The sequence below is a fragment of the Polaromonas sp. JS666 genome (genome assembly GCF_900103405.1).
Lineage (GTDB): Bacteria > Pseudomonadota > Gammaproteobacteria > Burkholderiales > Burkholderiaceae_C > Polaromonas.
Genome location: NZ_FNHX01000003.1, coordinates 1 through 18,416, shown reverse-complemented (window position 1 = coordinate 18,416; position 18,416 = coordinate 1). Strand labels below are relative to the sequence as shown.

Here is an 18,416-nt window from a genome sequence, read left to right as displayed (position 1 = left end):
TCGAGCGTCACCTCTGGACCATGAAAAAAGCGCCCTGAGGGGGCGCTTTTTTGGACGCAGCCTCTGGGGCCGCATCAGTAAAACCGGCTCAACCCTGGTGGGGACGCTTGCCTGGGTTCTTTTTGCTGCGGGTGTGCGAACCACGCTCCAGGCTGATCTTCTGGCCACGGCCGGTGGTGATGGTGTAGCCCTTGGGAGGGACTGGCTTTGGGGCGCAGATGTCGGCTTCGACTCTGATTTTCTTGGGCATGGAGAACTCCGGTTAAAAATGGCGTAGCCCGTGATTTTAAGCCACTCCGGGCTCGGGGCCGCCCCAGGGGGCGATCAGCCGTACAGGGCGGCCGGCGCCTGCTCCCGGGCGCATTGCTTTTGAACCGTTGTCAGCGCGCGCGACACGGGCTCCCAGGTGCTGGCATAGGCCGGCAGTGCATCGGGCGCGAAAGCGGTATGCGGCCAGTCGGAGCCCCAGACCAGGCGCCGGCCGAACAGCGCCGCCATTCGCCGGACCACGTCATAAAGCGCCTCATACGGCGCCTGCGCGCCCAGGCGGTACCAGCCCGAAAGCTTGACCCAGGCATCCTGGGCCGTGAGCTGCTCCAGCGCGCGCCAGGCCGGGTGGCCGGGCCCAATCCCCGCGTGCATGCCCGCGAGATGGTCCAGCACCGCGGGCACCGGGTGGGCGGCATGCAGGGCCGCGATCGCCGGCAGGTCCTCGGGCGAGGCGTACCACTGCACATGCCAGCCCAGGGCGCGCAGGCGCGGCGCCAGGGCCTGGAAGCGCTCCGCCGCGCCGCCCTGCGCCGCTTTCAGGCTGTCGCCGACGGGCGACACCAGGTTAAAACGCACGCCGCGCACGCCCAGCGCATGCATGTCGGCCAGCGTCGCGTCGTCCACCGAGGGCGGCAGCACCACCACGCCGCGGTGCCGGCCCCGGCCGGCGCGCAGCGCGCCGAGCAGCACGCTGTTGTCGGTGCCGTAGACGCTGGGCTGCACCAGCACCAGGTGGCCGAAGCCGTAGGCCTGGGCCAGTTCCTCAATGTCGGCCAGCGGCCGGTGCACAGGGCGGTAGTGGCCCGCGGCCACGGGCGCCTGGGCATCGAACACATGCACGTGGCTGTCCCAGCCGGGCGCCACCGGGGCTATCGCTGCATGCCGCATGTTTTATCCAGCGGTGATCTTGCGGTCTTTGATGATGCGGCCCCATTTGAGCTGCTGGGCCTTGAGAAAGGCCACGGTCAGCGCTTCGGGGCCGTCGGGGAAGACCTCGCCGCTCAGGCTGCGGATGCGGCCCAGCACCTCGGGGTCGGCCATGGTCTTGCGGATGGCCGCGACCAGCGCGGCCTTCGATTTGGCGTCCAGGCCGGCCGGCGCCAGCACCGGGTTCCATTCGAGCACCTCGTAGGCCGGCACGCCGGCTTCTTCCATGGTCGGCATGTCGGGCAGCGAGCGCGTGCGGCGCCGGCTGGTCACCGCCAGGGGGCGCAGCCGGCCCGACTGGATCTGCCCCAGCGACGAGGCCACGTTGGCGAAGAACAGCGGCACCTGGCCGGCCATCACGTCGTTCATGGCCGGGCCGCCGCCGCGGTAGGGCACATGCACCAGCTTGACGCCGGCCAAGTCCTCGAACAGCGCGCCGGCCAGGTGCTGGGCCGAACCGTTGCCCGAAGAGGCATAGGCGATCTGCCCGGGTTTGGCCTTGGCCATGCGTATCAGGTCCTTGACGCTTTTGGCCTCAAAGCCGGGCGTGCAGACCAGCACATTGGGAAACTGCGCGAGCACGGCCAGCGGCGCGAAGGCCGTGTCGACGTCGTAGGGCAGCTTGGGATAGAGCGCGGGGTTGACTGCGAAGGACGAGGCATCGACCAGCAGCTGCGTGCCGTCGGGCGTGGCGCGCGCCACCTGGGTGGCGGCGATCTGGCCGCCAGCGCCGGGCTTGTTGTCCACCAGCACGGGCTGGCCCAGGAATTCCGCCAGGCGCGGCGCGATCAGGCGCGCCATCAGGTCGGCCCCGCCGCCCGCGGCGTAAGACACAACCAGCGTGATCGGCTTGCCGCCGGCGATCTGGCCGGCCGCGCTGGCGGCAAAAGCCCAGGGTGCGGCAACGGCCGCGCCCGTGGCCTGCAGCATGAGGCGGCGCGAGCGGTTCAGCGGCCGGGCCGCGGGTGCGGGGTGATGGGTTTTGGCTGGCATGGTTTCTCCGGTTTCAGGGATGGTTCAAGGACGCGCAAGAACGCGTTCAGGTGATGGTGACGGTGTAGTGAAAGGCATGGGCATCGCCGCGCGTGTGGCGCACTTCCACGCAGCGGCCGGCCAGGTCGTAGGCGCTGCGCGTGACCAGCGCGCAGGGGTGGCCGGCCGACAGGGCCAGGTGCCCGGCCTGCGCCGCGGTCAGCACGCCGAAGGCGATTTCATCGATCGCGCGGGCCACGCGCACGCCGCAGCGTTCGGCAAACATGGGGTAAAGCAGATCGCCCCAGCTGGCGGCATCCCCCTCGGCAAGCCCGGCGAACAAGGCCAGTGGCAGCCAGATTTCCTCATAAACACAGGGGTGACCCGACAGCGAGCGCACACGTTGCAGGCGCAGCGCCGTGTCACCGGGCGCCAGGCCCAGGCGGCGCGCCACCTCGGCGGGCGCGATCAGCAGCTGGCGCGACACGATGCGCGAGACCGGCACCTCGCCCGTGCCCTCGCCGAAGCGGAAGAAACGCATCATGGTGTCGCCCGCCAGGCCGGCGCGCACAAAGGTACCGCGGCCATGGATGCGCTCAATCAGGCCCTGGCTGGCCAGCAGTTCCAGCGCGCGGCGCAGCGTGCCCAGCGCCACGCCGTGCTGGGCGGCCAGGGTCTGCTCGGCCGGCAGCGCGCTGCCCGGCGGCCATTCGCCCGCCACCACGCGCGTCCGCAAGGCGGCGGCCAGCGCGGCATAACGGCTCTGGCCCGGCTCGGGCACCACGGTCAGGGTGGGGGCACTCATGATTGATCTAGTCCTATAGATGACTAGATCATGTCATGTAGCAAAGCTTCAGCCTCCTAGGGTTTACACGTAGCACTGCGGTCAAAAAAAAGCGGCGCCCGTCTGGGCGCCGCCTTATGCGGGAAGCAAGCCTGAAAACGCGCTTATTCGATGGTTGCGCCGGAAGCCTGCACGATGCTCTTCCATTTCAGGTAGTCGGTCTTGAGCAGGCTGGAGAACTGCTCGGGCGTCATGTTCTGCACCTCGGCGCCCTGGGCGTGGATGGCGGCTTTCATGTCGGCCGTGGCCAGCAGCTTGTTGACCTCAGCATTGACGGTGGCCACGATGTCCTTGGGCGTGCCGGCCGGCATGAAGAGGCCGTACCAGGTGCTGACGTCAAAGTCCTTGTAGCCCAGCTCGGCCACGGTGGGCACTTCGGGCAGCGAGGTGCTGCGGCGCGCCGAAGTGACGGCCAGCGGGCGCAGCTTGCCCGACTTGATCTGGGCGATGGCCGAGGGCAGCGAGGACACCATCAGGTCCACATTGCCGGCCAGCACGTCCATCATGGCCGGGTTGGAGCCCTTGTAGGGCACGTGGCGCAGCTTGATATTGGCGGCGCCGTTGAAGATTTCGCCGGCCAGGTGGATGGTGGTGCCGTTGCCGGGCGAGCCGTAGGTCACGCTGTCGGGCGCGGCCTTGGCGGCCGCCACCACGTCGGCCAGGGTCTTGAAGCGCGACTGCACGCCCGTGACGATGACCACCGGCGTGTAGGCCACGTGGGCCACGGCCACCAGGTCCCTGGTCGGGTCGTAGCTCAGGTTTTTATAGAGCCAGGGCGCGACGACCAGGTTGTCCTTCTGGCCCATGACCATGTCGTAGCCCGTGGGCGCGGCGCGCACGGCTTCGGCAATGCCTATGGTGCCGCCCGCGCCGCCGCGGTTGTCGGGCACCACCGTCCACTTGCTGGCCTCCGTGAGTTTGGTGGCCACCAGGCGCGACAGGATGTCGGTGCCGCCGCCGGGCGGGAAAGGCACGATCAGGCGAATGGGCTTGGTGGGATAACTCTGGGCCTGCGCGGCGCAGAGCACGAACGCGAGGGCCAGAAAGGACAGGATTTTGCGAAGCATGGGGGAAGGTCTCCAGATGGGGCTTGCAAGCATAAGGCCAAGATGGGCACCCCGCGTGCAGCCGGTTTTTGACTCTCGATTTTATTCGCCGACCTGTCTATACAAGGCCTGGATGGACCGTGATCCGCGGGGGCCGGCCTCGCGTCCGGCGATGGGCCTAGAGCATTTCAAGCGCCGCAGGGCCCGCCGGGGGCTTGAACAAGGCGTCCAGCTCAGCCAGTTGTCCGCCACTGAGTTGAATGCCGGCCGCCGCAACGTTCTCGCGCAAGCGGTCCGAGTGGCTGGTCTTGGGGATCGCGATCACGCCTTGCTGCGCCAGCAGCCAGGCCAGCGCTGCCTGGGAGGGCGTCATGCCGTGGCTTTTGGCAAAGCGGGCCAGGCCCGCATGGCGCAAGAGGCGCGCCTGCTCAATCGGAGAATAGGCCATCACCGGCACGCGGCGCTCGCGCAGCCAGGGCAGCAAGTCCCATTCGATGCCGCGCCGCGTGAGGTTGTAGAGCAGCTGGTTGGCCTGCACGTCCTTGCCGCCGGGCAAGGCCCACAGCTCTTTCATGTCCGCAATGTCCAGGTTGCTGATGCCGTAGTGCCTGATCTTGCCGGCCTTTTGCAGCGCCATGAAAGCCTGCAGGGTTTCGGCCAGCGGCACCGAGCCGCGCCAGTGCAGCAAATAAAGGTCTATGCGGTCGGTGCGCAAGCGGCGCAGGCTGCGCTCGCAGGCCGCCACCATGCTGGCCTTCGACGCATTGTGCGGATACACCTTGCTCACGACAAAGGCTTCGTCGCGCCGGCCTTGCAGCGCTTCGCCGACCAGTTCCTCGGACAGGCCTTCGCCATACATTTCCGCGGTGTCGACCAGCGTGCAGCCCAGGTCCAGGCCCAGCTGCAAGGTCGCGAGTTCGTCGGCGCGGCGCGATGGCGCATCGCCCATGTTCCAGGTGCCCATTCCGAGGGCGGGAACGGCTTCGCCACCGGGCAGCAATACGGTTTTCATGCGGTCATCTTAGCTCTCGGCCGCTCATGTCAGTGATGCGGATACGGAATCAATCCACACCGAAGAATTCATGTTTGCGGCGGCCCCGCGACGTAGCATGGCGTGGCTTTCATTGCGCCACGCGCTCACCTGTTGGAGACCCACATGAAGATCATTCGAAGCAAGGATTTCACCGCAACACGCGCCTGGGGCGCGATGACGGTGGCCAATATGCAGGGCATCACCACCCGGCTGCACTGGACCGACAAGCCCTACAAGTGGCACATCAACGAAGGCGAGGAAGTGTTCGCCGTGCTCGACGGCCGCGTCGAGATGCGCTACCGCGACAACTGCGGCCAATGCTCGGTAATGCTGGAAACCGGCGACATCTTTTTCGCGAGCGCGGGCACCGAGCATGTCGCCTCGCCGGTGGGCGAAGCCCGCGTGCTGGTGGTCGAAGTGGAGGGCAGCGACTGAACCTGCGGCGCGATCAGGAAGCCGCGTCCGTCAGCGGCAGGTTGACCAGCAGGTTTTGCGGCTTGAGCCTGAGCACGCCGCCGGCGTCCATCGTCATTCCCAGGTAGACCGGCTTGCCCGCCACGTCGGCGCGCATCTCGCGCGGGTCGGCAAACTCCAGCCGGAACAGGCTGACCAGCCGCTGCAGGCGCGCCGGCTCCACCTCGCGGCCTTCGTACAAATCATTGAGCAAGGCCGTGGCCCCGGCGTCCAGCCCCACATGCCAGCGCCAGGCTTCGTCGTCCACCTTCTGCACCGGGCGTACGGTGACGGCCACACCCAGCAAATGGGCAATCCATTTCTGCAGCACGGCGGCCAGCGCTTTCAGGCCCGAGTGCGCGCGCACCACGGTCAGCACCAGGCCGTGGCCCAGTTCATTGTTGATCTCATGCGTGAGGTCCAGCAGAAAACGACGGCCGCCCGCCCCTTCGGCCTCTTCGGTCTCTTGCCAATAGGCGGCCGCATTGTCCTCAGCCAGCACCCGCAGTTCGATGGCGGGCACTGGCGCGCCGGCCTCGGCCAGGAAGCGGCCGAAGTCGCCCACGCCGCCGGTTTCATGGAGCATGTCCAGCACCGCCAGGTCGCCGCTGAGCACCCGGCCGCCTTCGGTGCTGATGCGCTGCGGGCGAAACAGCATTTCGGCCGCGCGCACTTCATAGGCATCGGTGCAATCGTCCAGCAGGCTGCGCAGCATGGCCTGCACCATCAGGTCGATGAAGAGCGGCGGTATGTCCACGCGGCCCGAGCCGTCGCGCGGGAACAGGCGCAGGTAATAGGCCTCGAGCGTGCCCGCCGCCAGCAGGCCGTCGCGAAAACGCAGGAAATGCGCATAGTTGTCCCGCGCGTCGGCGTCCTGCAGCGCCTGCAATTCAGCTGGCGCCACCGGCTTTGAGGGCGCAGCCGCCAGCGCGGCATGCAGGGCGCGCTCGGCCTCGCAGGACTCCGGCACCAGGGCCAGTTCGGGCCGCGCGAGGAACAGCCGCAGGTAATCGTCGGTGGGCTGCAGCCAGCCGCGCGGGGTGCGGCGCAGTTGCTTGAAGCCGCTGGAGGGCCAGAAATCTTGCATGGGCGACATCGTCGCACATCGTTTGGGTGTGTTTCGGTGCCCGTGCCTTACATCCTGTTTCATCGCTCCCGCGAATGGCGCAATCTTTACCGCTTGTTAGCACTCCATCCATCGTGCGGCACGTTGTCTTAGGTATGGTGGTTCTCATAGGGCCACAGCCTCCACCCCGGCCTCGTCAGCGATGAGCCCGCAACGACAGGAAGAGAGCGTGCACCATGACCCGCACCGACATCGAACCATCCCGCAGCGACACCGGCCATGATTTCCGGGGCTTTCGCTTTTCCGACCTCTATTGGTACCTCGTGCTGCTGGCGATCGCCTTCGTGCTGGCGCTGCTGCAGCCCGTGGCCTGGGCCCAGCAGCCCGCACCGCAGGCTGATGCGCTGGACCCGCCCGGCCGCGTGGCCCGGCTCAACCTGGTTGAAGGCGCCGTGAGTTTCGCGCCCGCCGATGCCAACGATGCCTGGACACCCGCCGCACTGAACCGCCCGCTGACCGCCGGCGACAGGCTGTGGACGGGCCCGCAGGCCCGCGCCGAACTCCATGCCGGCTCCACCGCCGTGCGCATGAACCACCAGACCAGCCTGGACCTGCTCGCGCTGGACGACAACACCACCCAGCTGCGCCTGGCCCAGGGCACACTCAAGCTGCGCGTGCGCCAGCTGTTTGACGGCCAGCGCCTGGAAATCGACACGCCCAACCTGGCCTTTGTGGTCTCGCAGCCCGGCGACTACCGCCTCGACGTGGACCCGGCCGGCAATACCACGCGCGTGATCGCGCAATCGGGCGGTGGCGTGATTTATGGCGACAACTCGGCCTCGGTCAACCTGAGTGCCGGCCAGCAGGCCAACTTCAGCGGCACGCAGCTGGTGCCGGCCGGGCCGGGCGCCTCGCGCCAGGATGACTTCGACCTGTGGGCCGCCAACCGCGACCGGCTGGAGGACCAGTCGGTGTCCGCGCGCTATGTGCCGCGCGAAACCGTGGGCTACCAGCAGCTCGACAGCTACGGCAGCTGGAGCCAGGACCCGAGCTACGGCGCCATCTGGATACCACGCGCCGTGCCCGTCAACTGGGCGCCCTACCGCATGGGCCACTGGGCCTGGGTCTCGCCCTGGGGCTGGACCTGGGTGGACGACGCGCCCTGGGGCTTCGCGCCCTTTCACTACGGCCGCTGGGCGCAGATAGGCCCGCGCTGGGCCTGGGTGCCGGGGCGGCTCGCGCCGCGCCCGGTGTACGCGCCCGCGCTGGTCGCCTTTGTGGGCGGCAGCAACGGCGGCGTGAGCTGGAACATCTCGATAGGCGGCGCGGCGCGCCCCGGCGTGGGCTGGTTCCCGCTGGCGCCCGGCGAGGCCTTCCGTCCGGCCTACCGCGTGAGCCCGCGCTACGTCACGCAGGTGAACAACAACATCGTGGTCAACAACACGATCAACGTGACCAATGTGTACCGCTACCAGCGCCAGCCCGCCGCCGTGACGGCCGTCAGCCGCGAGGACTTCGAGCGCGGCCGGCCGGTGCGTGTGCAGCAGGCGCTGAGCCGCGCCGACCTGGGCCGCGCGCAGCTTGTGGCCGACCGCGGCGCGCTGCCGCACCGCCCCAACCCAGCGGAGCTTCGCGAACGGCAACGCCCTGCAGCCGCCTTGCCGCCACCGACAGTGGCTGCACGGCCCGTGCCCGTCGTCAGCAGCCGCGACGACAGGCGTGATGAGCGCCGTGATGGCCGTGACGGCCGCCGCGATGACAACAACCGGGATGAACGGCGCGCCGGCCCCGCCGCACCCGTTGCCGCGGGAGCCGCACGTCCTGCGCCCGCACCGGAGCGCAGCACCCCCGAAGCCAGCCAGCACGCGCAGCGCGAACTGCAACGCCAGCAACGAGAGCAGAAGGAACAGCTGCAGGCCCCGCAGTTGGAACAGCAGCGCCGCTCGGGCGAAGAGCCCATAGGCCAGCGCGCGCTGCGCGAGCAGGCCCAGCGCGACGCGCGGGCCCGCAACGAGGCGCAGGAACGCGCCCAGGCGGCCAATGCCAATGCCGGCGCGCAAGCCCGCGCCGAGGCCGAGCGCCATGCCGCCGAACAGGCGCAGCGCAGCCAGCAGCAAGCCCAGCGCGAACAGCAGCGCCAGCAAAGGGAGCAGAGGGAACAGCGAGAGCAACGGGAAAAGCTGCAAGCCCCCCAGCTGGAACAGCAGCGCCGCTCGGGTGAAGAAGCCATTGGCCAGCGCGCCCTGCGCGAGCAGGCCCAGCGCGACCAGGAAAACGCGCGCCAGCAACAGGCCGCGCAAAGGCAGCAGCAGCAGCAACAGCAACAACATCTGCAACAGCAGCAGCAACAACAGCTACGTGCCCAGCAGGAGCAGCAACGCCAGCACCAGGCCCAAGCCCAAGCCCAAGCCCAAGCCCAGGAACAGCAACAGCGGCGGCAGCAGCAACAGGCGCAGCGCGAAGCCGCCCAGGCCAGGGAGGCCGCCGCCGACAAACCCACCCGCCAGGCACGCGGCGAAGGAAACCCCAACCGAAACCGCGAGCAATAAACCGGCGGCGCGGGATCACGCAAAACTACCTAAGGGTCTGACCGGGTACCGCCTGCGGGAGGGGATAGCTAGGATGACCAGCTGTGTTTCACGGGCCTATGCCCGCGGCTGCATACCCGTCGCGGCCGCCCTGGCGCACCGTGATGTCCAACCCCTTACCTGCCGGAGAGCAATTTGTCCGTGGAGTTCATTCTCGAAACACGAGGGCTGACCAAGGAATTCAAGGGATTCGTGGCCGTCAACAACGTGGACCTCAAGGTCCAGCGCGGGCATATCCACGCGCTGATCGGGCCCAACGGCGCCGGCAAGACCACCTTCTTCAACCTGCTCACCAAGTTCCTGACGCCCACGCGCGGCAGCATCGTCTACAACGGCAGCGACATCACCTTCGAGCAGCCCGCGCAGACCGCGCGGCGCGGCATCGTGCGCTCCTTCCAGATCTCTGCCGTGTTCCCGCACATGACGGTGCTGGAGAACGTGCGCGCGGCGCTGCAGCGCAACCTGGGTACCTCCTTCCATTTCTGGAAGGCCGAGGACAGCTTGTTCCACCTGCACGGCCGCGCCCGCGAACTGCTGGCCGAGGTCGACCTCAGCGCGTTTGCCGACGAGCTCACCGTGAACCTGCCCTACGGCCGCAAGCGCGCGCTGGAACTCGCCACCACGCTGGCGCTGGAGCCCGAGCTGATGCTGCTGGACGAACCCACCCAGGGCATGGGCCATGAAGACGTGGACCGTGTGACGCAGCTGATCAAAAAAGTCTCGGCCGGCCGCACCATCCTGATGGTGGAGCACAACATGAACGTGGTGTCGTCGATTGCCGACCGTATCACCGTGCTGCAGCGCGGCGCCATCATCGCCGATGGCCCCTATGCCGAAGTCGCCAAAAATCCGCTGGTGATCGAAGCCTATATGGGCACGGCGAACACCGAGCTGCAGGGAGCCCACTAGATGACCAAAGAGCTCCTCAAAATAGAAGACCTGCACGCCTGGTACGGCGAGTCGCACATCCTGCACGGCGTGAACCTCACGGTCAACGAAGGTGAAGTGGTGACCCTGCTGGGCCGCAACGGCGCCGGCCGCACCACCACCATGCGCGCCATCGTCGGCATGACGGGCGCGCGCAAGGGCTCCATCAAGATCAACGGCGAAGAAGCCATCAAGCTCGCGCCGCACAAGGTAGCCCGGCTGGGTGTGGGCTACTGCCCCGAGGAGCGCGGCATTTTTGCCAGCCTCACGGCCGAGGAAAACCTGATGCTGCCGCCCACCATAGGCCCGGGCGGCATGAGCCTGGACGAGATCTACGCGATGTTCCCCAACCTCAAGGAGCGCGCCGCAAGCCCCGGCACGCGCCTGTCGGGCGGCGAGCAGCAGATGCTGGCCGTGGCGCGCATTTTGCGCACCGGCGCGCGCCTCTTGCTGCTTGATGAAATTTCCGAAGGCCTGGCGCCCGTCATCGTGCAAAAACTCGCCGAGATGATCCTCACGCTCAAGGCCAAGGGCTACACCATCGTGCTGGTGGAGCAGAACTTCCGCTTTGCCGCGCCACTGGCCGACCGCTTCTACGTGATGGAACACGGCCGCATCGTCAAGCAGTTTGCCCAGGCCGAGCTGGCCGGCAACATGGGCATGCTGCAGGAATACCTTGGCGTCTGAGGCCGGCGGCCGTCCATTTTTATTTTTTTGATTCCCCCGTTCACCCCATCCATACCAGGAGACACCATGAAACTCAAAGCACTTGTTGCCGCACTTGCCGTAGGCCTTACCGGCGCCGCCTTTGCGCAAAACACCGGCCCGATCAAGATCGGCATCATCACCGACATGTCCAGCCTGTACGCCGACATCGACGGCCCCGCCGGCGCGGAAATGCTCAGGTGGGCGGCGCAGGATTTCGGCGGCAAGGTGCTGAACCGCCCCATCGAGGTGCTGAGCGCCGACCACCAGAACAAGGCCGACGTCGCGTCGTCCAAGGCGCGTGAGTGGATAGACAAGGACGGCCTGCAGATGCTGATCGGCGGCACCAATTCCGGCACGGCGCTGGCCATGTCCAAGGTCACCACCGAAAAGAAAAAACCCTTCATCGTCATCGGTGCCGGCTCGGCCCGCCTGACCAATGAGGACTGCTCGCCCTACACCGTCCACTACGCCTACGACACTGTCTCGCTGGCCAAGGTGGCCGGCTCCGCCCTGGTCAAGGCCGGCAACAAGAGCTGGTACTTCCTGACCGCCGACTATGCTTTCGGCTACTCGCTCGAAGGCGACGCCTCCAACGTGGTCAAGGCCAACGGCGGCACCGTGGCCGGCACCGTGCGCCACCCGCTGAACGCCTCCGACTTTTCGTCCTTCCTGCTGCAGGCGCAGTCTTCCAAGGCGCAGATCCTGGCCCTGGCCAATGCCGGCGGCGACTTCACCAACGCCATGAAGGCCGCCAAGGAATTCGGCATCGGCAAGACCATGAAGGTGGCCGGCCTGCTGGTGTTCATCAACGATGTGCACTCCCTGGGCCTGGCCAACACCGAAGGCCTGCAACTGGCCGACAGCTGGTACTGGAACCAGGACGACGCCTCGCGCAAGTTCGCCAAGCGCTTCTTCGACAAATACAAACGCATGCCTTCGAGCCTGCAGGCCGCCGACTACTCGGCCACCATGAGCTACCTGAAAGCCGTGCAGGCCGCGGGCACCACCGACTCCGACAAGGTCATGAGCACGCTCAAGGGCATGAAGATCGACGACTTCTACAACAAGGGCCAGATCCGCGCCGACGGCCGCATGATCCACGACATGTACCTGTTCCAGGTCAAGGGTTCCAAGGAGTCCACCACGCCATGGGACTACTACAAGACCGTGGCCAAGGTGCCGGGCGAGCAGGCCTTCACCACGGTGGCCGAATCCAAGTGCGCGGCCGTGAAGAAGTGATGGCGCAAGCCCTGAACTGACAAGAAGAGAGAAAACGGAGAAGAACGAGGGGTTTGGTCCAGCCGGTCATTTCTGCGAAATGACCGGCTGCTTCCTTCAAAGTCCCTACGGCTTTCGCCACGACTAACGGCAATCGGTGTCCTGACAGGTTCCCATGGAAATTTTCGGTATTCCCCTGCAAGCATTTATGGGCCAGCTGATGCTGGGCCTGGTCAATGGCGCCTTCTACGCCATGCTGAGCCTGGGGCTCGCGGTGATTTTCGGGCTGCTGGGCATCGTCAACTTCGCGCACGGCGCGCTTTACATGCTGGGCGCCTTCGCCGCCTGGATCATGCTGGACCAGTTCGGCATGAATTACTGGTTCGCGCTGGTACTGGCGCCGCTGGTGGTCGGCATCCTCGGCGTGGTCATCGAGCGGCTTTTCCTCAAGCACCTGTACAAGCTGGACCCGCTCTACGGCCTGCTGCTGACCTTCGGCCTGGCCCTGGTGTTCGAAGGCGTGTTCCGTGAAATCTACGGCGTCTCGGGCCAGAACTACAACGTGCCCGAGCTGCTGGCCGGCGCCATGGACCTGGGCTTTATGCGCCTGCCGATTTACCGCGCCTGGGTGGTGGTGGTCTCGCTGGTGGTCTGCCTGGGCACCTGGTTCCTGATCGAGCGCACCCGGCTGGGCGCCTACCTGCGCGCCGGCACCGAAAACGCGCCGCTGGTGCAGGCCTTCGGCGTCAACGTGCCCATGATGGTCATGCTGACCTACGGCGCGGGCGCCGGGCTGGCGGCTCTGGCCGGCGTGCTGGCCGCGCCCATCATCCAGGTCAACCCGCTCATGGGTTCCAACCTGATCATCGTGGTCTTCGCCGTCGTCGTCATCGGCGGCATGGGCTCCATACTCGGCTCGGTCATCACCGGCCTGGGCCTGGGCATCGTCGAAGGACTGACCCGCGTGTTTTACCCTGAAGCCTCCAACATCGTGGTGTTTGTCATCATGGTCATCGTGTTGATGTTCCGGCCCGCCGGCCTCTTCGGAAAGGAAGCCTGAACATGAGCGCCCTCTCCACCAAAGCCGCCAGCATGCTGCGCATCACCTACTTCGTCCTGCTGGCGTTTGCGCTGGCCGCGCCTTTCCTGGGCCTGTATCCGGTGTTTGTGATGAAGCTGCTGTGCTTCGCGCTGTTTGCCTGCGCCTTCAACCTCTTGCTGGGTTTTACCGGCCTGCTGTCTTTCGGCCACGCGGCCTTCTTCGGCTCGGCCGCTTATGTCACCGGCTGGTTCATCAAGTCGCAGAACTGGACGCCCGAGCTGGCCCTGCTAACCGGCGCGGTGGCGGCCGGGCTGATAGGCCTGCTGGTCGGCCTGGTGGCGATACGCCGCCAGGGCATTTATTTCGCGATGATCACGCTGGCAATCGCCCAGATGGTTTATTTCGTCTGCCTGCAGGCCAGCTTTACCGGAGGCGAGGACGGCCTGCAGGGCGTGCCGCGCGGCAAGCTCTTCGGCCTGTTGCCGCTCGAATCCGACATCAACCTGTATTACGTGGTGGTGGCGATTTTTGTGGCCTGCTTCCTGTTCATCTCGCGCATCGTGCATTCGCCTTTCGGCCAGGTGCTCAAGATGATCCGCGAGAACGAACCGCGCGCCATCTCGCTGGGCTACAACGTGGACCGCTACAAGCTGCTGGCCTTTGTGCTGTCGGCCGCGCTGGCGGGCCTGGCCGGGTCCATGAAAACCCTGGTCATGGGTTTTGCCACGCTGTCCGACGTGCACTGGTCCATGTCCGGCGAGGTCATCCTGATGACGCTGCTGGGCGGCGTCGGCACCTTCTTCGGCCCGGTCATGGGCTCGGGCATCGTGATCGCGCTGCAAAACCTGCTGGCCGACAAGGTCGGCTCCTGGGTCACCGTCATCATCGGCGTGATCTTTGTGATCTGCGTGCTGGCCTTCCGCAAGGGCGTGATCGGCGAGCTGCAGGCCTTTCTGGAGCGCCGCCGCAATGCCGCCAAGGCGGCATCGCAGCAGGCCTGAGCGCAGGACCACCCGAAAAAAAGCGCGCAGGCCTGCGCGCTTTTTTATTGGGCGGCCTGCTTCAGGCGGTCAGGGCCCATCGGTCGACAGCGCGTAGTTCACATGCTGCGGCAGCACCAGCTGCCCCATGCTGTTGGGCACGGCTTCGATGTGGACCTGCGGCTGCGCCGCGCGCACGCTGCCGAAAATCGTGGCAAACGCGATGTCGGCCGCGTCCCGCCCGGTGGCGAAACGCACAAAACCCATGGGAATCGCCGTGCCTGAAGGGTCGAAGAGGTACCAGCGGTCGCCCAGGTAGACCTCCACATAGGCATGGAAATCCGGCGGGCCCAGCGCGGGGTCGGCGCCGTAGTCCATGCCGCTGGCCATGCGCGCCGGCAGGCTGGCCGCGCGGCACAGCGCGATCATCAGGTGCGCGAAGTCGCGGCACACACCCACCCGCTCTATCAGGGTGTCTATGGCCGAGGTCGTGCTGTTGCTGGTATTGCCCTGGAAGCTCACATGCTGCTGCACCCAGTCACAGATCGCCCGCGCCCGGCCGTAACCCAGCGGCAGGTGGCCGAACTGGCTGTTGGCCAGGGCCAGCAAACGGTCCGACTGGCAATAACGGCTGGGATACAAATAAGGCAGCACCTCGCCAGGCAGGGCCAGCGGGCTCAGCTCAGGCAGCGAGCCCGGCTGCGCCTCGTAGTGGACCAGGTCCACCACCGCCGTATAGCTCAGCGTGAAGTTGCCGGGTTCGGCATGCAGGCGCAAAAAACGGCTTTGCGTGGCGGGGTCGGTGTAGCTGCTGGTGGCCACCGGCTGGCTCAGGCCCAGGGATTCGTGCATCACCAGCTGCCGCGGTGTGTAGGCGGCCTGGATGTTGAAGATGAAATCGCAGCCCGGCGCCATCACCTCGTAGGCCAGCACGGCGGAAAATTCAAGCCTGACCATAGGGTGTCTTGTGCCTTGGGAATTGGCTCCGCAAAAGGAGCCTGTGTGTCCGCGGCGGCGGGAACCCGTCGCCATCACCACCCATTAGGCGCGCAAAAAGGGCCGGTATTCGCGCCTGGCGATATTTGCCGGGAAACCCTGGCCGCCAAGGCCGACACCGCGGCGTCGCCCGCGCCTACAACACATCAGGCGGAGCGAAACTCGCGCCGGTAGGCCGATGGCGAAGTCCCCAGCGTTGCCGCGAAATGCTGGCGCAGCGACACCGCCGAGCCAAAACCCGCATCAAGTGCGATCTGCTCCATGGAGCGGTCCGTCGATTCAAGCTGGCGTTGCGCCAGGCCCAGGCGCTGGCTGGTGAGCCACTGGCCTACCGTGGTGCCCGTGACCTGCCGGAAGTGCCGCGTGAAGCTGCGCCGGCTCATCAGCGCCCGCGCCGCCAGCGCGTCCAGGCTGTGCGGCTGGTCCAGGTTTTTCTGCACCCAGGCCAGGATGGTCGACAGCCGGTGGCCCGCTCCCGTGGCGGGCAAGGGCTGCTCCACATACTGCGCCTGCCCGCCCTGGCGCTGCGGCGCGACCACCATGCGGCGCGCCACGCGGTTGGCCATCTCGGCGCCGTAGTCCAGGCGCAGCACATGCAGGCAGCAGTCTATGCCCGCCGCCGTACCGGCCGAAGTCAGCACATCGCCGTCATCCACATAGAGCACATCGGGCTGCAGCCGCACCTGCGGGTAGCGCGTGGAAAATTCGCCGGCCAGCGCCCAATGCGTGGTCGCCGGTCGGCCGTCGAGCAGGCCGGCCTCGGCCAGCACAAACGCGCCCAGGCACAGACCCACAATGCGAGCGCCGCGTTGATGCGCGGCCTGCAAAGCCTTTAGCAAGGCCTCGGGCGGGCGCTCCATCGCGTCGCGCCAGGACGGCACCACAATGGTCTGCGCCTTTGCGAGCGCACCCAACCCTTTTTGCACGCTGATGCCGAAGCCCGAAGTGGTATGCAAGGTGCCCGGCTTTTCAGTGCAGACCACCAGCTTGAAGCGCGGCAGGTCGGCCCCCGAAAAATCGTTGCCGAACACCATGCAGGGCACCGACAGATGAAAGGGGCTGATGCCGTCGAATGCGACCACGGCCACGCTGCCGTCCTGTTTTGCGGGCCTGGCAGGTTTGGCAGCTTTTCGGCGTGGTTTCAGGGTGCGTGGTGACATGGCCCGATTCTATCGAGTATTGGCATTTGGGCCACTGTCGACAAAACGGGCGCCGGCCAACAATCCCTACATCAACCACCGCTTTCAACACAGGAAACTTTTCATGACCGCAAGCAACACACCCAAAGCCCCACGCCGCGCCCTCGTCGTCATTGACGTGCAAATGGAGTACTTCGCCGGCGGCGGCCTGCTGATCGAACACCCGCCCGTGGCGCAAAGCCTGCCCAACATCGCCCGCGCCATGGACGCCGCCCGCGCAGCCGGCATTCCGGTCGTCGTGGTGCAGCACAGCGAATCCGCCGCCGCGCCGGTCTTCGCCAAGGGCTCCGCCACCTGGGCGCTGCACGAGGCCGTGGCCAGCCGCCCGCGCGACCACTACATCGAAAAAGCCTGGCCCAGCGTCTACACCGGCACCGACTTTGCCGTCTGGCTGGAGCAGCGCGGCATAGACACCCTGACCGTGATCGGCTACATGACGCACAACTGCGACGCCTCCACCATCTTTGAAGCCACGCACCGCGGCCTGCACGTCGAGTTTTTGAGCGACGCCACCGGCGCCCTGCCCTACGCCAACGAAGCCGGCAGCGCCAGCGCCGAAGAGATCCACCGCGTGTTCAGCGTGGTCTTCCATTCGCGCTTTGCCGCGGCCGGGTCGACCGATGCCTGGATCAAGGCCATAGAAGCCGGCGGCCGGCTTGAGAAAGGCAATATCCTGCTCTCCAACCGCGCGGCGCTGGCCGCGCGCTGAGACCGTCGTGAATGCGGCCTCCTGACACCCGGGCCGTTAAAAGTCAGCGTCGCAGGAAGAAACCCTTCATCCGCCGGTACATCCTGCGGGCGCCCGGCGATACCACCAGCAAGGGAGTGTAGAAAATGAATGCATCGGAAAACTGGGTATAGGTTTTCCCCTCCAGCCAAAGGCGTCCCAAAGCCAGCGCCACGGCCGTGCCTGCCAAGGCCACCAGGTAGATTTTCCAGTTGTCCCCAAGGCCCAAGATGGCGGCATCCTTGCCGGCTGTATTGCTTTCACTGGGCACAAAAGCGGCGACAAACACAATGCAAGCCGTTATCAGGACGGCAGCAAGCACGGCGATCACTGTCATGGCATGGCTCCATGGTATGGGGGAATCAATCAATGCCAGCTGGCGGCCAGCACAGGGGCCAGCGCTGTTTGCTGGGCGGCTGTCAGCGTCGTCTGGCCCATGGGCGGCGGCGCGAAGGCGGCCATGGCCTGCACCAGGCTTTGCACCTGCGTGTCCAGCAGCAGCTTGCCGTCGCCGGCCTTGATCTGCTCCACGTGGTAGGCATTGCCCAGGTACCAGTTTTGGACCGTGGCCTTGTCGGCTGTTCCGATGATGCAGACCTCCAGGTTGTTGCTCGCCTTGCGGAACCACAGCTGGTTGGAGTTGATGCCGACCATGAACTGGAGCACGTCGGTATTGCCGGCCATGGCGTCGTTTTCCTGGATGGTGTCGCTGTCGTCACCCCGACCTAGAAGATAGGTGTCGTTACCGGCGCCGCCCAAAAGTTTGTCCTTGCCGGCCTTGCCTGCAAGAAGGTCGTCTCCCGCGGTGCCGGTCAGGGTATTGGCACTTGCGTTGCCGATACCCTCAAGGGCGTCCACTCCGGTAAGGGTCAAGTTTTCAAGGTTGTCCCCGAGAACATAGCTAATGGACGACTTGACCGTATCCGTCCCCTCGTCGGCAAGCTCCAACACCACGTCACCGGCATCATCCACTGTGAAACTGTCATTGCCAGCACCGCCTATCAAGGTGTCCGCGCCCGCGCCCCCATTCAGGGTGTCGTTGCCTTGACCGCCCGTCAAGGTGTTGGCGGCCGTATTGCCTGTCAGGGTATTGTTCCCGGCGTTGCCGGCACCATTGATGACGGCCGTACCGGTGAGTATCAGTTTTTCAGTTTCGCTACCGAGCGTGTAGCTGACGGACGACTTGACCGTGTCCGTACCTTCACCAGCGAGCTCCACTACCACGTCATCGACGTCATCCACTGTGTAAGCGTCGTCACCGAGGCCTCCTACCAGCATGTCGGCACCTGTCCCCCCATTCAGGGTGTCGTTGCCTTCTTCGCCCTTCAAGGTGTTGGCGGCCGCATTCCCCGTCAACACATTGTTCCCGGCGTTACCGCTGCCATTGACGGCCGCCGTGCCGGTGAGCACCAGGTTTTCG

The 18,416-nt window shown here is 66.1% G+C and carries 19 protein-coding genes; 8 read left to right on the top strand and 11 right to left on the bottom strand.

Annotation, left to right across the window (positions count from 1 at the left end; genetic code table 11):
* Nucleotides 1–88: 88 nt before the first annotated feature.
* From BLQ85_RS24560 to BLQ85_RS08340, 6 genes are all read right to left on the bottom strand, one after another.
* Nucleotides 89–250, bottom strand: coding sequence for a hypothetical protein (locus tag BLQ85_RS24560; protein ID WP_007863796.1), 162 nt, complete (start codon nucleotides 248–250; stop codon nucleotides 89–91).
* A 74-nt stretch (nucleotides 251–324) separates the two neighbouring features.
* Complete coding sequence (locus BLQ85_RS08360) at nucleotides 325–1,158, bottom strand: amidohydrolase family protein (protein ID WP_074575895.1); 834 nt, start codon at nucleotides 1,156–1,158, stop codon at nucleotides 325–327.
* Nucleotides 1,159–1,161: 3 nt separating this feature from the next.
* On the bottom strand, nucleotides 1,162–2,190 hold the full coding sequence (locus BLQ85_RS08355) for a tripartite tricarboxylate transporter substrate binding protein (RefSeq protein WP_074575894.1): 1,029 nt from the start codon (nucleotides 2,188–2,190) through the stop codon (nucleotides 1,162–1,164).
* 46 nt (nucleotides 2,191–2,236) lie between these two features.
* Nucleotides 2,237–2,974, bottom strand: a complete 738-nt coding sequence (locus tag BLQ85_RS08350; RefSeq protein WP_074575893.1) for a GntR family transcriptional regulator — start codon at nucleotides 2,972–2,974, stop codon at nucleotides 2,237–2,239.
* A gap of 143 nt (nucleotides 2,975–3,117) precedes the next feature.
* Nucleotides 3,118–4,080 (bottom strand): Bug family tripartite tricarboxylate transporter substrate binding protein, encoded by a 963-nt coding sequence (locus BLQ85_RS08345; RefSeq protein WP_074575892.1) that lies wholly within the window; start codon nucleotides 4,078–4,080, stop codon nucleotides 3,118–3,120.
* Between the two features lie 157 nt (nucleotides 4,081–4,237).
* On the bottom strand, nucleotides 4,238–5,071 hold the full coding sequence (locus tag BLQ85_RS08340) for an aldo/keto reductase (protein ID WP_074575891.1): 834 nt from the start codon (nucleotides 5,069–5,071) through the stop codon (nucleotides 4,238–4,240).
* A gap of 144 nt (nucleotides 5,072–5,215) precedes the next feature.
* On the opposite strand from BLQ85_RS08340, the gene BLQ85_RS08335 reads away from it, so the two are divergent.
* Nucleotides 5,216–5,527 carry a cupin domain-containing protein gene (locus BLQ85_RS08335; protein WP_074575890.1) on the top strand — a complete coding sequence of 104 codons (312 nt, stop codon included), beginning with the start codon at nucleotides 5,216–5,218 and terminating at the stop codon, nucleotides 5,525–5,527.
* 13 nt (nucleotides 5,528–5,540) lie between these two features.
* Here the strand turns inward: BLQ85_RS08335 and BLQ85_RS08330 are convergent, their stop codons facing one another.
* A complete protein-coding gene (locus tag BLQ85_RS08330; protein ID WP_074576734.1) occupies nucleotides 5,541–6,632 on the bottom strand; it encodes a DUF6352 family protein in 1,092 nt (363 codons plus the stop codon).
* Nucleotides 6,633–6,847: 215 nt separating this feature from the next.
* Between BLQ85_RS08330 and BLQ85_RS08325 the strand changes: the two genes are divergently transcribed.
* The 6 genes from BLQ85_RS08325 to BLQ85_RS08300 all read left to right on the top strand — a co-directional run bounded on the left by BLQ85_RS08325 (nucleotide 6,848) and on the right by BLQ85_RS08300 (nucleotide 14,095).
* Nucleotides 6,848–9,160, top strand: coding sequence for a DUF6600 domain-containing protein (locus BLQ85_RS08325; protein WP_074575889.1), 2,313 nt, complete (start codon nucleotides 6,848–6,850; stop codon nucleotides 9,158–9,160).
* 174 nt (nucleotides 9,161–9,334) lie between these two features.
* The gene (locus BLQ85_RS08320) at nucleotides 9,335–10,108 is read left to right on the top strand and encodes an ABC transporter ATP-binding protein (protein ID WP_074575888.1); all 774 of its coding nucleotides are present in this window, start codon (nucleotides 9,335–9,337) and stop codon (nucleotides 10,106–10,108) included.
* Nucleotides 10,109–10,813: an ABC transporter ATP-binding protein gene (locus BLQ85_RS08315; protein WP_074575887.1), complete on the top strand. Its 705-nt coding sequence runs from the start codon at nucleotides 10,109–10,111 to the stop codon at nucleotides 10,811–10,813.
* A gap of 66 nt (nucleotides 10,814–10,879) precedes the next feature.
* The gene (locus BLQ85_RS08310) at nucleotides 10,880–12,073 is read left to right on the top strand and encodes an ABC transporter substrate-binding protein (protein ID WP_074575886.1); all 1,194 of its coding nucleotides are present in this window, start codon (nucleotides 10,880–10,882) and stop codon (nucleotides 12,071–12,073) included.
* 154 nt (nucleotides 12,074–12,227) lie between these two features.
* The gene (locus BLQ85_RS08305) at nucleotides 12,228–13,112 is read left to right on the top strand and encodes a branched-chain amino acid ABC transporter permease (RefSeq protein ID WP_074575885.1); all 885 of its coding nucleotides are present in this window, start codon (nucleotides 12,228–12,230) and stop codon (nucleotides 13,110–13,112) included.
* 2 nt (nucleotides 13,113–13,114) lie between these two features.
* On the top strand, nucleotides 13,115–14,095 hold the full coding sequence (locus tag BLQ85_RS08300; protein WP_175456073.1) for a branched-chain amino acid ABC transporter permease: 981 nt from the start codon (nucleotides 13,115–13,117) through the stop codon (nucleotides 14,093–14,095).
* Between the two features lie 69 nt (nucleotides 14,096–14,164).
* Here the strand turns inward: BLQ85_RS08300 and BLQ85_RS08295 are convergent, their stop codons facing one another.
* Together BLQ85_RS08295 and BLQ85_RS08290 are read right to left on the bottom strand one after the other, a co-directional pair.
* Nucleotides 14,165–15,031, bottom strand: a complete 867-nt coding sequence (locus tag BLQ85_RS08295; protein ID WP_074575884.1) for a transglutaminase-like domain-containing protein — start codon at nucleotides 15,029–15,031, stop codon at nucleotides 14,165–14,167.
* A gap of 185 nt (nucleotides 15,032–15,216) precedes the next feature.
* Entirely contained in the window at nucleotides 15,217–16,230 is a 1,014-nt protein-coding gene (locus tag BLQ85_RS08290; RefSeq protein WP_175456072.1) for a GlxA family transcriptional regulator, read from the bottom strand.
* 103 nt (nucleotides 16,231–16,333) lie between these two features.
* Here BLQ85_RS08290 and BLQ85_RS08285 point away from each other — a divergent pair, with 103 nt between their 5' ends.
* On the top strand, nucleotides 16,334–16,978 hold the full coding sequence (locus BLQ85_RS08285; RefSeq protein WP_074575883.1) for an isochorismatase family protein: 645 nt from the start codon (nucleotides 16,334–16,336) through the stop codon (nucleotides 16,976–16,978).
* A 43-nt stretch (nucleotides 16,979–17,021) separates the two neighbouring features.
* Here BLQ85_RS08285 and BLQ85_RS08280 read toward each other — a convergent pair whose 3' ends face one another.
* Complete coding sequence (locus BLQ85_RS08280) at nucleotides 17,022–17,333, bottom strand: hypothetical protein (RefSeq protein ID WP_074575882.1); 312 nt, start codon at nucleotides 17,331–17,333, stop codon at nucleotides 17,022–17,024.
* 29 nt (nucleotides 17,334–17,362) lie between these two features.
* Nucleotides 17,363–18,416, bottom strand: a 1,054-nt coding sequence (locus BLQ85_RS08275) for a calcium-binding protein (protein ID WP_305790506.1), incomplete at its 5' end; no start/stop codon positions are given.